Source organism: Nostoc sp. UIC 10630, from assembly GCF_010747425.1.
Taxonomy (GTDB): Bacteria; Cyanobacteriota; Cyanobacteriia; order Cyanobacteriales; family Nostocaceae; genus Nostoc.
The window spans coordinates 1-15167 of sequence record NZ_JAAGOG010000043.1 but is presented as its reverse complement, the minus strand read 5'-3'; the positions used below and the strand labels follow the sequence as shown (position 1 = coordinate 15167).

General features: G+C 40.0%; 10 protein-coding genes. 6 read left to right on the top strand and 4 right to left on the bottom strand.

Annotated elements, in window-relative coordinates:
* Positions 1 to 386 precede the first annotated feature (386 nt).
* Genes G1O98_RS13075 through arfB form a run of 3 tightly spaced genes read left to right on the top strand, consistent with a single transcriptional unit; the run spans position 387 to position 1301 of the window.
* Positions 387 to 524 (top strand): hypothetical protein, encoded by a 138-nt coding sequence (locus tag G1O98_RS13075; protein WP_163929214.1) that lies wholly within the window; start codon positions 387 to 389, stop codon positions 522 to 524.
* A 59-nt stretch (positions 525 to 583) separates the two neighbouring features.
* The gene (locus G1O98_RS13070; protein WP_163929213.1) at positions 584 to 838 is read left to right on the top strand and encodes an RNA-binding S4 domain-containing protein; all 255 of its coding nucleotides are present in this window, start codon (positions 584 to 586) and stop codon (positions 836 to 838) included.
* A 46-nt stretch (positions 839 to 884) separates the two neighbouring features.
* Positions 885 to 1301, top strand: coding sequence for an alternative ribosome rescue aminoacyl-tRNA hydrolase ArfB (arfB, locus tag G1O98_RS13065; RefSeq protein ID WP_114082400.1), 417 nt, complete (start codon positions 885 to 887; stop codon positions 1299 to 1301).
* 50 nt (positions 1302 to 1351) lie between these two features.
* Here arfB and G1O98_RS13060 read toward each other — a convergent pair whose 3' ends face one another.
* From G1O98_RS13060 to G1O98_RS13045, 3 genes are all read right to left on the bottom strand, one after another.
* Positions 1352 to 2686, bottom strand: coding sequence for a 50S ribosome-binding GTPase (locus tag G1O98_RS13060; RefSeq protein WP_163929212.1), 1335 nt, complete (start codon positions 2684 to 2686; stop codon positions 1352 to 1354).
* 437 nt (positions 2687 to 3123) lie between these two features.
* On the bottom strand, positions 3124 to 5760 hold the full coding sequence (locus G1O98_RS13050) for a PAS domain S-box protein (protein WP_163929210.1): 2637 nt from the start codon (positions 5758 to 5760) through the stop codon (positions 3124 to 3126).
* A 177-nt stretch (positions 5761 to 5937) separates the two neighbouring features.
* Positions 5938 to 6639, bottom strand: a complete 702-nt coding sequence (locus tag G1O98_RS13045; RefSeq protein ID WP_163929209.1) for a rhomboid family intramembrane serine protease — start codon at positions 6637 to 6639, stop codon at positions 5938 to 5940.
* A 208-nt stretch (positions 6640 to 6847) separates the two neighbouring features.
* Between G1O98_RS13045 and G1O98_RS13040 the strand changes: the two genes are divergently transcribed.
* The 3 genes from G1O98_RS13040 to G1O98_RS13030 all read left to right on the top strand — a co-directional run bounded on the left by G1O98_RS13040 (position 6848) and on the right by G1O98_RS13030 (position 13029).
* Positions 6848 to 8977 carry a tetratricopeptide repeat protein gene (locus tag G1O98_RS13040; protein WP_163929208.1) on the top strand — a complete coding sequence of 710 codons (2130 nt, stop codon included), beginning with the start codon at positions 6848 to 6850 and terminating at the stop codon, positions 8975 to 8977.
* 333 nt (positions 8978 to 9310) lie between these two features.
* Positions 9311 to 11737 carry a hybrid sensor histidine kinase/response regulator gene (locus G1O98_RS13035; protein WP_163929207.1) on the top strand — a complete coding sequence of 809 codons (2427 nt, stop codon included), beginning with the start codon at positions 9311 to 9313 and terminating at the stop codon, positions 11735 to 11737.
* Complete coding sequence (locus G1O98_RS13030) at positions 11734 to 13029, top strand: response regulator (protein WP_163929206.1); 1296 nt, start codon at positions 11734 to 11736, stop codon at positions 13027 to 13029. Before G1O98_RS13035 ends, G1O98_RS13030 begins: the two co-directional genes overlap by 4 nt.
* A 198-nt stretch (positions 13030 to 13227) precedes the next feature.
* Here the strand turns inward: G1O98_RS13030 and G1O98_RS13025 are convergent, their stop codons facing one another.
* A complete protein-coding gene (locus G1O98_RS13025) occupies positions 13228 to 14997 on the bottom strand; it encodes a serine/threonine-protein kinase (protein ID WP_243458430.1) in 1770 nt (589 codons plus the stop codon).
* Between the last annotated feature and the right edge of the window lie 170 nt (positions 14998 to 15167).

Sequence of the window (15167 nt, the reverse complement as noted above, 5' to 3'; positions counted from 1 at the left end):
AGCGATGTCTACGACGGGCTACGCCTACGCTCCACCAGATCTAACTAGTAAAATCAGCCTAAAGGTTGATTTGCGTTTTAATTGGGTTCTTGGCAACTTTTGGTGATGATGAAAGGTTACGCGCTTTAAGGCAGAAGGCAGGAGGCAGGAGGCAGAAGGGTTTTAAGATTTTGCCTGTCGTCGTAGAACTTGTGACAAAGATCCAGATCCAACCTGAAGACTTTTCTTGTAATGTAGAGATTCTGTAACCCTTATACCACAAGGCTTTCTATAATTTTATTCTTTCTTCCTTCTGCCCTCTGCCCTCAGCATAGATGCCTAAACCAGCCCACTATTGATCGCCAAAAGCTGACAAGAACCTTTAATTGCATCAGGACCCATTGGCATTGTCAGCCGACGCATTGGCATTGCCAGACGACGCATTGGCATTGTCAGACGACGCATTGGCATTGCAGGGTATTACCAAATTAATTCGCTACGAATTCAACGAAATACTGCACTTAGGTGATTATGTGGCGCAATAGATTCACGCTTTACCCCGATCGCACCACGATACAATTAAGATGATGTAGTTTTATTTAGTATGAAGAAAATCCGAGACAACACAATTAAGTTAAACCAATATTTAAAGTTGATGGGTATAGTGCCAACTGGAGGACAAGCCAAGCTAATGATTCAAGGTGGCGATGTCCAAGTAAACGGTATGCTGGAAACCCGACGAGGGCGGCGACTAGTACCGGGTGATAAAGTGACAATAGAAGGAAAGACTTTAGAGGTGAATTTGGATAACAATGAAGACCAAAATGTAGTGACAGATTTTCCCCAACAAACCGAGTAAAAATTTTTATCCCAAATTGAAAAGTTCCTCTTTTGCCTTGTGAGCGATGCTGCAAATTTCCAATAAAGTTATAATCCCACAGAGTGATATTGAAATTAGTGCGATTCGTTCGCAAGGAGCAGGAGGCCAGAATGTAAATAAGGTTTCCACAGCGATTCACTTACGCTTCGATATTGTCGCTTCATCATTACCAGATTATTATAAAGAACAGCTTTTAAAGCTGAACGATCGACGCATTACCCAGGAAGGAGTTGTTGTCATCAAAGCACAAGAACACCGAAGCCAAGAAAACAATCGGGAATCAGCTTTGAAACGACTTCAAGAACTCATTCAAAGTGCAGTTGTCGTGACGATAAAACGCAAACCCACGAAACCAACTCGCAGTTCTCAAAGAAAGCGCCTTGACTACAAGACTAAACGCGGACAGGTTAAGTCTAACAGAGGACAGGTGACAGAATTTTAGATTTTAGGCTTAGGTGGATCTGCAAACAGAAATGTTATGGGAAATCAGTCTTAACGTTTAATTCCCTTAAACCGTTCTTGCGCCGCCTGAAACGCTTCTTGCATTACTAACTGAATTCTTTGGGGATCGGGTTTCTTACCTCCCATTAAATCACCAAAATAAACGCAGGCTGCTTCCCCTAGTGCCCAAGTGTAGGCGGCTGCCCAAGATGCTGCGATCGCACTCCCAAAACCTGGTATAAATTTAATTAATTCCCGTGCGATTGCCTGTGCTAAGAAACCCCCTGCGATCGCACTGACAACACCCCCTGCCTGTGATGGTGTAATTGTCTGTCCATATAATTTACCCAACAGACCCACCATTGATACTTGCAAGGCAGTTAGTACAGGCATTGTGGCAAAAGGCAGAGGTACAGCCGCAAGGGTGGCAGACATAATTGCAAATGGCAAAATATAACGGCGTGCTGCATCTCGGTAAAGGTTGCCAAGTTGCTTTCCGGCTTCTTCTCGATCTAATAGCTGATAAATCGCCTGCGCTTCTGCTTGTGGGAGTAGTTCTGCTAAAGAATCTCGTAGTGCTTCTAAGCCATAAAATACCGGATCGTAGCCATCTTCTTCCAGGGTAAAGTCAATTAGTACAGAGCGGTCAGTTATCCCGGCGAAGGCTTGCTGCATTGCCGCAAATGCGCGGTTGATTTCTTGATAATCTGGCGGATAGGCAGGATGATCGACAATATCAGCAGGATAAACCTCATGCAAGCAAGTAACTACTAGCAGACAGGGAATATTTGGATACTGCTGGCGTAACTTTTGAGCAATTTGTCGGAGTGTGTCAGTTGCAAAATCATTGATTTTGACCGTCAACAGGAGGATTCTGGCGGAACCAGTTTCCTTTTGTAAATCGCCAACTAACTCCTGAATAATTGTTTGGGTATCTTGGTTGACATCACCTAGTCCCACCGTATCAGTAAAAACTAGTAATGGCAGGTCATTGGAAGGATAAGCATAGCGCTGCGTGTGTTGCGTGTGCGGACGAAAACCCTGACCTATAATCTCAGCCGAAACCCCTGTTAATCCCCGCACAATTGAACTTTTTCCGGCTTGGGGTTTACCAATCAGTAGTGCTTCTGTGGTTGGCAATTCGGCTCGGATTTTCTCTAAAATCTCTGCAACTTGAGTTTCACTGACGCTAAACCATTCAACAACCGTTTGTGCCAGTTGTTCTACGGGTAGGAGTTTGGTTAAACGTGTTGTTGCTGTGTTCCAGACACCACCAATGCGGTTTGTCCAAGAATTATCGACCGACTTGGTAGTTGCTTTATCGGTCGGTTCACTCAATTGCTGAGAATCAGTTGTTGGTGAGTCAGCATCACGTTGCTCAATCATTTCTATTCAAATCTATTCAAACGTAGAAGACCCTTTTACTAATCTTATAGCGATTCTTAAAGTGATAACTAGTACCGTTAGTAGTGTTATGTAGCAGTTCTCGAATGGAAGCAATACACGCTTTGGGCACAGTAATGCTTATTTTATTGGTAACAATGCGATTGTTTCGGCTGAAAAATGCCATTGTTTCGACTTGCATTGTTAACGAGTCCTTGAGATACTAAGCGCCCAAAGAATTAATCCTTAACAAAAAAGTTTTTTTCGCCCACAAAACACTCGGTATGTACCAATGACTAATGACCAATAGACAGACATCTTGCAAAAGTAACTTTTGCAAGATGTCGGGGAAAGGTTAAAGGGTAAAGGGAAAGGGGAAACTTCATTCCTTTCCCCTTTCCCCTTTACCCCTTCCCCCACTTCTGCAAGAAGTCTAATGACTACTCAATCAAATCAACGATCGCTTTCACCAATACATCTGGATCTACTGGTTTAGAAATATGCATTTGAAATCCGGCTGCTAGTGCTTGCTGCTGATTCATTTCGCCTGCATAAGCTGTCAGAGCGATCGCTGGTACGCGTCCTCCTTCTTGCGGCGATCGCGATCGCACTTCCCGCATCAGCATATAACCGTCTGTCCTTGGCATTCCAATATCACTAATTAAAACATCTGGTATCGATTCAGATAGCGCTTGTAATGCTTCCTGTGCTGAGGATACAGCAGTTACTTGTACACCGTAGTCTTGCAAAATGAAACTCACCAAGTCGCGGATATCTGGTTCATCGTCCACCACTAAAACTTGAGTGTTCGAAAGGAGTGAGGATTCAGGCTGAGAATCTAAAGACTCATTCTCTTCCCGCCGAACTTGTTCACTTCTCACCAAAAGCGGTACTTCAACAGTGAAGGTTGCACCCAATCCTTCTCCAGCACTTTCGGCTTGAACTTTTCCCCCATGCATTTCTACAACCTTACGCACGATCGCTAATCCTAAACCTAGTCCGCCAAATGTGCGTGTAGTAGTGCCATCAGCTTGGCGAAAGTAATCAAACACGAATGGCAAAAAGTCTGGGTTAATTCCCTTACCTGTATCGCTGACTTGAATTTGAATCTGATTACTAGCTTCCATGAGTCGAATTCCTACTCGTCCTCCGGTTGGTGTAAATTTTACCGCATTAGAAAGTAGATTCCACACAACTTGCTGGAGCCGATTTGGATCGCCCATAACTTGTCCTAAACTGGCATCAAATATGGTCTGAATTTCAATTGATTTAGCTTCTGCTGCTAGCCGTACCGTTTCTAGTGCTGCTTCAACTACCATTACCAAGTTCACTGGACAGATATTTAAGTTTAATTTTCCTTGGAGAATGCGAGACACATCCAACAAATCTTCAATTAACTGGGTTTGTAACTTGGCGTTGCGTTCAATGGTTTCCAAGGCGCGGTTAGTGGTTTGCTCATCAAACTTGCGAGTCCGTAACATTTTCGACCATCCCAGGATAGGGTTGAGTGGGGTTCGCAGTTCATGGGAGAGAACCGCTAGAAACTCATCTTTAATTTGGTTGGCGATCTCTGCTTCTTGGCGTGCTGTTCTTTCGCATTGGAGGAGGCGATCGCATTCTTTTTCAGCCAATTTGCGATCGGTAATATCTAGTACAAAAGCAACACCATGTTCTTGGGAGTCATTCAGCAAGGCTATGCCCAAAACAATTGGTACTCGCTTACCGTTGCGGTGGATGTACTCTTTCTCGTAAATTTTGGAGACTCCAGTGGTTTGCACCTCTAAAATGGCGCGATCGTCTAAATACTTGTATTCAATAGGAGTAAGTTCTCGCCAATTAACTTTACCTAAAACAGTGAACTCCTCATGAGTGTAGCCAGCTAGTTGAAGAAAGGCATCATTGGCATCAATAACGAAGCCATCCACATTCCAAAAAGCAACCCCGATTAGGTTAGACTCGAACAAACGCCGAAATCGAGCTTCACTTTCGCGTAATGATTTTTCTGCCCGTTTGTGTTCGGTAATATCACGAGAAACAGTAATTACACCTTCAATGCTTTGGTTTAAATTTCGTAATGGTGTCAGAATGTATTCATAATAATGCACTCCATCAGCAGTTACATATTTACACTCATCCTTAATTGGCTGCCCAGTTTTAATCACAGCTTTTAGTTGATTGTCTACCTGTTCTACAAGGTCTGTGGGTAAATCCAGTTCTTGCAAAGTTTTTCCGACAAGATCCTGGGGCTTAAAACCTAATATAGTAGCTGCATCACGACTAACATACTGATAGCAACCTTGGCGATTAAAGATATAAATGTGATCCACTGAAGCGGTGAGGATAGCATTTAAAATATTTGCCTGTTCTTGGACTTGTGTGGTTAGTTCGCGAGTACTTTCTTCTGCCTGTTTGCACACAGTTGTTTCCATACAAACACCGATCATTCGCACCGCTTTTCCCTGCTCGTCATAGATAAATTTTCCCTTGGCAGAAATCCAATGTACGCTTTGGTCTGAGCGAACTATCCGAAATTCATCGTTGTAGTCAGTTTTTTGTGCCAAAGCCTGGCCGATCCGTTGCATTACAGATTGCTTGTCTTCAGGATAAACACACTTCTGAAATGTTTCATAAGGACCATCAAAACTACTTGGAAGTAGACCAAAAAGTAGTTCATAATTTTCAGACCAGATGACTTGATTGGTTAAAATATTCCAGTCCCACAAGCCCATCTGAGAAACATCTAGAGCTAGCCTCAGCCGTTCTTCACTATCTTTCAGAATTACTTTTAACTGCTGTCGCTGTCCAATTTCTTGTTGGAGTTGCTCTAAAGTCACTGCCACATCTGTTGTCACATTAAAGCCTGTAGACTTCTCCTGCTCCAGATGGCATTCAATCTCATATTCTAAAACTGAAATATGCGAACTTTGTGCCGATGTTGCCAGTTTTCTTAATTGCTCTTCTAGTGCTACTTGCCTTTGTTGATAAAATATTTCTGCTTGCTCTAACTCAGCTACACGCTGCCGTAAAACTGCTAATTCATCAGTAAGGTTAGAATTGATTTTATCAACATTTGGCATTTTAATAAACCGCTAACAACTAAAAATAACACCGACTTGAAGAGTAGGCATACCCTAGTTTTAGCAGTATGAATTTTTAAGCTAAAAAATGCAATCCATCAAAAGGCACATAAGAGTTTTAACCAAAAGATATCCTCTGGTATTTAAGAGCCATGTCTAAAGATTAAGACAAATCAATTATCTCTTCAATCGCATGAAAGCTGCACCAATGAATAATCCCACAACCTGCCCCCAGAAGACAACACCCAATTGATTTACGCCAATGGGGGGAATATTTAAACTGCCGATACCATAAAATAACTGTTGCACAAACCACCAAAATATATAGACAAAGGCGGGAAGTTCGATAGGAATATACACAATAATTAACGGTAAAATGGTGTCAATTTTAGCTTTAGGAAACTTCATAATGTATGCCCCTAAAATAGCTGCGATCGCGCCATTGCCCCCAATTAATGGTACTGTCAAACTCGGTGCAGCTAGAATTTGTACGATCCCTGTTAAGATGCCAGCCGCCAGATAAAATCCAAGATAGCGTCTGTGTCCCAAGATATTTTCTATAGTTTTACCAAAAACCCACAGGAATAGTAGATTTCCCAATATCTGGCTAAAACTACCGTGCAAAAATATTCCAAAAAATAGTGAAAATACCCGCCAAATTACAATTATCCAAGCAGCAGAATTGTTATTAAATAATGCATTTGTAATTGCCCCACTAATCTGAGCTGGAATTACGCCCCAACTATTTACAAAATAGCCCAATGCATCACTAATTTCTAGTTTGATTTCCCATAAAAATACGGCAATATTAATGCCAATTAGCCAATAATTAATAATCGGCTTATTCCAACAACGAATATTATCACTAATAGGAATCATATAAATTTTTCATTGGTCACTTGTACTGAGTGCATCGCGACGAAAGCTCCGCTAACGCATAACCTCTCATGGAGAAGTATTGGTCATTAGTTATTAGTTATTCTCCCCCTGCCTCCCCGGCATCCCCTGCCTGCCCTTATTCCCCTATCCTCCTTAACGTGTGGCAAGATTGAAATCAGATCGCATCGCACTTAAGTAGGCAAACGAGATGCTAGGAAACACACTTGTTGGAAGATACCAAATTATTAGTAACTTGGGAGGAGGGGGTTTTGGTGAAACCTTTGTTGCTTATGATACTCAATTACCCGGTTCACCTCAATGTGTGGTCAAGAAACTCAAACCCCAAGCAAACGATCCGGTAACTTTAGAGACGGCTAGGCGTTTATTTGATACAGAAGCACAAGTTCTGTATAAATTAGGAACTCACGATCGCATTCCCCAACTTTTAGCTTATTTTGAGGAAGATGCCGAATTTTATCTCGTACAGGAATTGATCGAAGGTCATGACCTGAGTCAAGAATTAATACCAGGTAAAACCCTTAGTCAAGAGCAAGTAATTTCACTTTTACAAGAACTTTTGACAATTCTAGAATTTGTCCATCAACAGAATGTAATTCACCGTGATGTTAATCCCCGAAATATCCTCAGACGACACCCGGATGGCAAATTAATCTTAATTGATTTTGGTGCGGTTAAACAAATTACTACTCAAGTAATTACTCCCGAAGGTTCAACAAAAGGTACTGTTGCCATAGGTACGCCTGGATATATTCCTGGAGAACAAGCTCATGGTACACCAAAATTAAGCAGTGATATTTATGCTACGGGAATCATTGCTATTCAAGCTCTCACTGGATTATTACCAGAGGAAATAGTAAAAGATGCTGAGACTAATGAAATTATCTGGCGCGATAAAGCCACAGTAACACCAGAATTTGCTCAATTCTTAGACAAAATGGTGTGCTACGACTTTCGACAACGCTATCCTTCGGCTACAGTAGCATTAAAAGCGCTGAAAGAGTTAACACTACCGCCGGACGAAACAATAGCGTTAACTCCTATTTCTCTACCCAAAAATATAACCAAACCACAACCGAAAAAATTGGTTTTAGGCAAAGTTTTACTAACAATATTTTTAGTTGGGATCAGTGGAGTTGCATCAATATTTATTTTTAATCACATTAATTCAAATAACGCTATACAATTATCCAAACAAGGAAATACACTTTTTGATTTGCAACGCTATCAAGACGCATTAGAAGTATATGAAAAAGCCGTTAATATTAGACCAGATTATGCTCAAGGATGGAATGGCCAAGGCAAAACGCTGTATAAATTAAAAAAATCTAAAGACGCATTAGCTGCGTATGATAGAGCAATCCAACTTAAGCCAGATTATTTTGAAGCTTGGAGTGGACGAGGCTTTGTCTTGGCAAGTCTACAGCGATATCAAGAAGCGATCGCATCTTTTGACAAAGCCTTACAATTAAATAATGAAAGCTCAGAAGTCTGGAATGCTAAGGGTGAAGCTTTTAGTAACTTAAAGCAATATGACCAAGCAATTAAAGCCTATGAAAAAGCGATTGAATTAAAATCAGATAATTATGAAGCTTGGTACAAGAAAGGATTAGCTTTACAGAATTCTAACCGATATGAAGAAGCGATCGCAGCATACCAAAAAGTTGTTGATTTAAAACCAGACTATGAGCAAGCTTGGTATAATTTAGGGAATGCATTAGTTAATTTGCAACGCTACCAAGATGCATTTGCAGCTTATGATAAGGCTGTACAGTACAAGTCAAATTATTATCAAGCCTGGTTTTCTAGAGGTAACACATTACTGAACATACGACGTTACCCAGAAGCAATTGAATCTTTTAATCAAGTAATTAAATACAATCCTAGTAACTATCAAGCATGGTATAACTTGGGCTGGTCGCTGCATCAAAATCAGCGCTATGAAGAAGCAATCAAAGCTTACAATAAAGCTGCAACACTTAAGCCAAGAGACTATCAGCTTTGGTACAATCTGGGAAATTCACAATACATTTTGCAAAAATACGAAGATGCGATCGCATCTTATAATAAGGCAGTTCGTTATAAACCAGACCATTCTGAAAGCTGGTATAGCAGAGGCAATGCTTTACTAAATTTGAAAAGGTTTCAAGATGCGATCGCGTCTTACGATCAAGCAATAAAATACAAGCCTAATTACCAACAAGCTATAGATGGCCGCAATCAAGCTCAGATTCAGCTGCAATCCGAGAAACCTAAGCCTATAATTGTGCCAGTTATTCCAGTTCCTAATCCTACAAATCCACCGCAGACGACACCCTAGTACCGCAAGGCGGAATTAAAAATTAAAAATTAAAAATGAATGAATACAATGTAAACGTTTCGTTCATTTGGAATGGGTGTTTTATTTATGCGGTGCTTTACGACTACATTAACAATTTGTAATTACAAATTGTTAATAACACTTTTTATAGCCAATAATTGGAATTTTAGTTGATTTTAAAGAATATTTTGAGATCGCAACTTATAATTCGTGGCATTACTATAAATTTATTGTTTATTTTACCAAAAGCTGTGAGCATCGGTAACTTCTTGGGCAATCTAAAGATAACCTAGAATTTTTTCTTACCGAACTATGCGATTAAGGAGCTAACCCTTGATACAAGCAAACTCCAGCCTATCAGCAACTAATAAAGAAAATCATCTTTCACGAAATTTACTAATTCGATTTATTATTGGCGGTACTACCCTTATAGTCAGTATTTCTGCCTATTTCAGCTATCAAGCCACTAGAAATCTGATGCTCAAAGATTTGAGACATAGCGCTTTTTTAGAGGTACAGAGAGGGGGTAGCGAAATTGAAGAGTGGTTACATCTTCGCCAAGCGGAGGTACAAACCCTGGCGAATACTTTAACTGTACGCTCCTTAAACTGGTCTGTGGCAGAACCCTATTTAAAGGCAGAAGTCAAGCGGATAAATGAATTTTTCTTGTTCCAAATAGCTACCCCAGATGGTTCATATTCCAATACAAAAGTTGGTCGCTCAAATAAAAATATTCAGGATCGAGATTACTTTCAAAAAGCAATTGCGGGAAAGAGCAATATTTCCGATCCCTTCATTAGCCGTTCCACAGGAATTCCTTTAATTGCGATTTCCACCCCGATTTGGTCAAATTCTGCTAGCAGTAGTTCACCAATAGGGACTTTTCACGGTAATGTGAGAGTCGATCGCATTGCAAAGGTTGTTAACTCCTTACACTACGGCACGAACAGCTATGCTTTTGCTCTCAATTCCCAAGGACAAGCGATCGTTCACCCTAACTCGGCGTTAATGTCAACCGTAGAAAAACCTGCACCCAGCCTGCTGAAAATTGGCGATCGCAATTTAAATGCGATCGCTCAGAGGATGGTAAACAAACAACAGGGAATTGAGTTAATGGAAATTGACGGCACTAAACAGTATGTAGCTTATCTGCCGTTGCAAGCTGCTAATTGGTCTGTAGCTTTGGTGATTCCCCGCCAAAATATCGAATCTCGATTGCAATTCCTCGATTTCATTGCCTTAATTGTCGGTGGACTGACACTCACCATGATTACCGTCTTGTGGCAAGTGCAAGCATTTGAACAACGTGAACTGAAAAAATCGAAAGCTGCTGCTGATACAGCCAACCATGCTAAAAGCGAATTTTTAGCTAACATGAGTCATGAACTGCGAACACCTTTAAATGGCATTCTCGGTTGTGCCCAAATTTTGTTGCGTTCCCCAGCTTTACCTAAACAAGAGCTATATCACGTCAATATTATTGAACAATGTGGCTCTCATCTGCTGACTTTAATTAATGACATTTTGGATCTCTCCAAAATTGAAGCGAAAAAACTAGAATTGCATCCTTATGATGTGCATTTCCCTTCCTTTCTTCAAGGAATTGTCGAAATATGCCACATTCGGGCAAAACAAAAGGGCATTTCGTTTATCTATAAACCTCCGATTAACTTGCCTACAGGGATTTATGTCGATGTCAAAAGATTACGTCAGGTACTATTGAATCTGCTGGGAAATGCCATCAAATTTACAGATGAAGGTCAGGTTACTTTCAATATTGAAGTAATCGATCAACCTCCCAATGATGGGCAGATCATAAAACATCGCCTTCGCTTTACTGTAGAAGACACAGGAATTGGGATAACTCCCGCAGAATTGAGCCAGATTTTCTTACCATTTGAACAAGTCGGGGAGAAAAAGCGCCAAGCTGAAGGTACAGGGCTGGGTTTAGCTATTACTCGGCAGTTGGTACAAATGATGGGTAGCGATATCCATGTTCAGAGTCAGATCGGTAAGGGAAGTAGCTTTTCGTTTGAGTTAGAGATACCCGAAGCGACTGACTGGGTACAATCTGCGATGACTGCCTCAGAGAAACAAATCATTGGCTTTGAGGGTAGCCCCTACACCATCCTGATGGTTGACGATCGCTGGGAGAATCGCACAGTGATTACAAACTTACTGCAACCACTAGGTTTTAATGTGGTTGAAGCCAGTAACGGTAAAGAAGGTTTAGAAAAAGCGATCGCCCTCAAGCCAAACTTAATCATCACAGATTTGCTGATGCCAGAAATGGATGGGTTTGAATTAATTAAACACCTGCGTCACACTCCAGAAATTCAGGATGTATTAATTATCGTTTCTTCAGCTAGTGTCTTTGAAGCCGACCAAAATCGCAGTCTGCAAGCTGGAGGTAATGCTTTCTTGAGCAAACCCATACAAGTAGATGAATTATTGCATCAACTAGAAAAATACTTAAATTTGGTATGGATTTACAAGCAATCTCAGCCTGATGGAAAAAAAGCCAAAGAAGCAACGACAGCAACTACTCAATTAACCTCTCCTTCTCCCCAGGTGTTGCAAGAACTAACCACCTTAGCCACTAAAGGTAACTTCAATGCCATTCTCAAGTGGGCCGATCAACTAGAAGAAACAGATACAAACTTTGCACCATTTGCTAACGAACTACGGCAGATGGCAAGGCAATTTGATGAAGATTTAATTATAATTTTTTTGACTAAATATGCGGTGGAAACGGTATGAAAACTATTATTGAAAACCAAAATAATTCTATCAATTATGCTCTTTCTAGGGGAATTGTTTTAGTTGTTGACGATAACCCTGCCAATTTACAAGTTTTATCCAGCTTTCTGGATCAGTCTAGCTTCGAAGTTTGGGCAGCCCGCAGTGGAGAGAAAGCCCTTCAGCGATTAGAAAATGGTGATTTACCTGATTTAATCTTGCTGGATGTAATGATGCCGGGTATAGATGGTTTTGAAACCTGTAAACAGCTAAAAAGCAATCCTCGTGTCCAAGATATTCCAGTCATTTTTATGACAGCCCTTTCAGAAACGGCTGATAAAGTCAAAGGTTTGCAATTGGGAGCCGTAGACTACATTACAAAACCTTTTCAGTATGAAGAAGTATTAGTGCGGATTGAAAATCACCTTAAATTGCGAAATTTGACAAAAAGCTTAATTGCTAAAAACACCGAATTACAACAAACTCAAACTCAACTGATTCAAGCAGAAAAAGTAGCAGCTTTAGGTCAACTAACAGCAGGAATTGCTCATGAAGTTAATAATCCCATCAACTTTATATCTGGCAACTTAAATTTTGTTGAAAAGTATGTAAAAGAAGTAGTTAGTTTATTGCATCTCTATCAAAAATATCTGCCCGATCCACCAGATGAACTTCAAACCGCAATTAAAAAAAGCGATCTTGAATTTTTGTTAGATGATTTATCTAAAATTATTAAATCCATGCAAGTTGGTACAGACCGCGTTACAGAAATTGTGTCATATTTGAACAACTTCTCGCGTCACAGAGAAGCTGGTAAAAAACTAGCTAACTTGCATGAAGGGTTAGAAAGTACATTACTCATTCTCGGACATCGGTTTAAGCGAAATGCTCATTACCCAGCTATAAAATTAGTTAAAGATTATGGAAATTTGCCACTTGTTGAGTGTTTTCCTAGCGAGATAAATCAGGTTTTTATGAATTTAGTTTGTAATGCAATCGATGCAATTGAAGAAGTAAATAAAAATAAAGATATTGATACAACTTCTAAGAATCCTGGGGTAATTAAAATCAAAACTGAGGCAATTGGAGAGCAAGTTATTTTAAGAGTTGCTGACAATGGCTCAGGTATAAAAAACGCAGATAAGACAAAAATATTCGATGCTTTTTACACAACAAAACCTGTGGGTAAAGGAACAGGGCTTGGTCTATCTATTGCTTACCAAATTGTGGTTAATAACCATCATGGCAAGCTCACATACGATTCCAAGCCAGGTGAAGGTGTAGAATTTATCATTGAACTACCCATTCGATAAATAAAAATCCTAAACTAAATAAAAGCAATCATCGCTTCTTTGTGTACCAATATGTTTAGTTAAAGATTTTTGTTAATGATTTTAGACCTGTAGAGACGCGTTAACGTGGCGGGGCGTTCGAAGCCAGCCCAGTACATTTTCGCATCTCTACTTAAAATTGCTCTATGTAACAAGTACATTTATCAAAAATCATTGTAACTATCGAATATTCACTTCTTGCAAATAATTTACTTGCTGAAGATATTCAATTTTAGTGTCTGAATTTTTAGAGACAAATGAATTTGTTCTTTTTGCAGAAGCTATCTTTTGATTGCCAGCCTGCACGCGTTGCTTTTGAGTATACTCATCCAATTTAACTTGAGCTTGAGCATAAACTAGAGCATCTTGGGGAATATTTCGGAGAAATTTCACAGCCCGATCAAAATCACCTACAGATGCTTTTTTGTAAGCATTCTGTAAAAAGTAAGCTGCTCTGATTTGGCGCTTTCGATTATACTCAGCCAGCTTTTCTTGAACTAAAGCCCCTGCACGACTTTCTTTAGGAATTTCCCGCAGATATTGTAATGCAGTAGAAAAATCTCTGATCTCGGCACTTTCGTAAGCTTTTGCTAATAAATCTTGTGTCTGTGCTTCAATGTTAACGTATGCTTGCTGAACTAGTTTATCTGTTTTAGATTGCCAATATGAAATATTTGGAATTTGAGAAACAGCATCAAGAACATCTGACCATCGGCTCTCATGAAAAGCTATTTGAGCTATTTGGTATTGTTGTGCAGCAACTTGCCATTGCTCTTGCCATTCTTCAATTGTGGCTTGTGCTTCTGGATAAACATTGCTGTGGGAGGGAATTGATTTAGCAAGTGCGATCGCTTCTTGCAAATCCCCAGCTTGATATTCTTTTTTTGCTTGATATAAAGTATCTGTTTCTGAGTATGCTGGTGCGGTATTAACTAAAGAATATACACCAAATCCCATCAATAAAGAATTAGCTGCTAGCCCGACTTTCATTCCTGTCAATAACGGGGATGATGTGTCAGATGTAGGATTTTGAAAATCATTATCCTCAATCGCAACTTCTTCTAGAAAAAATTCAGAATCTTCCTCTAATATTTTTGGTGACTGATCCCATGTTATTTGTTTGAGTACCCGCAGTACCTCAGTCGCTGACTGGAAGCGATTTTGAGAATCGTAACGGATCATTTGGCTGAGAACAGCAGCTAGATAATCGTTAACTGGCGTGTTTGGAGAACGCCAAAAAATTTCATTAGTATGAGGATCAACTTTTAATTGTAGTGGTTCTAACCCAGTTAAAGCCTGGATAGCAATCATCCCCAAAGCATAAATATCGCTGTTGGGCTGTGTTTGTCCAATAAATTGCTCTGGCGGTATGTATCCCAATGAGGTGACGGGAATCCTATAAATCGGCAATTCCGCACCTATACCAAAATCGATAGACTGGATTGAGCCAAAGTCAATCAAAACTAACTTGCCATCGCTATTACGTCTAATCAAGTTTTCTGGTTTGATGTCACAATGGATCACGCCTTGAGAGTGAACAAATTCTAGAATACCTAAGACATCTATCAGGAATTTTACAACTTCCCTTTCACTCCACAGACACCCCCACTGTTGAGCAATGGGCAATTCCGCAGTCAGTGCATGTCCTTCAATTAGCTCTTGTACTAAATAAAACTGGCTGTTTTCTTCAAAACAGGCGATAAATTCAGGAATTTGTTGATGGCTTCCTAGAAGCTTGAGGGTTTCAGTTTCAGTTAGAAACATTAACCTCAGCATCTCCAAGTAGCCAGGTTCGGAACTGCTAACTTTTATCTGCTTAATAACACATTTAGGATTCTGTGGAAAATCTACGTCTACAGCTATATATGTTTGTCCAAATACCCCTGCACCCAGGCTTTGGACAATTTGATAACGCTCTTGTAATAATTTACCGATTATGTGGTTGGTCATGACCTGGTTACTCAGTAAGCCCTTATTATTTAGTTTTTCTGACATTCCCTCCTGTTTCCGGAATGCTTGAAAAATAGATTTACCGAACTTAACTACTTGGATATAACTTGATTTATTACAGTAATTTTACTTAAAAAAATTGGGTTTTAATTTATCAAACTCTATTAAAC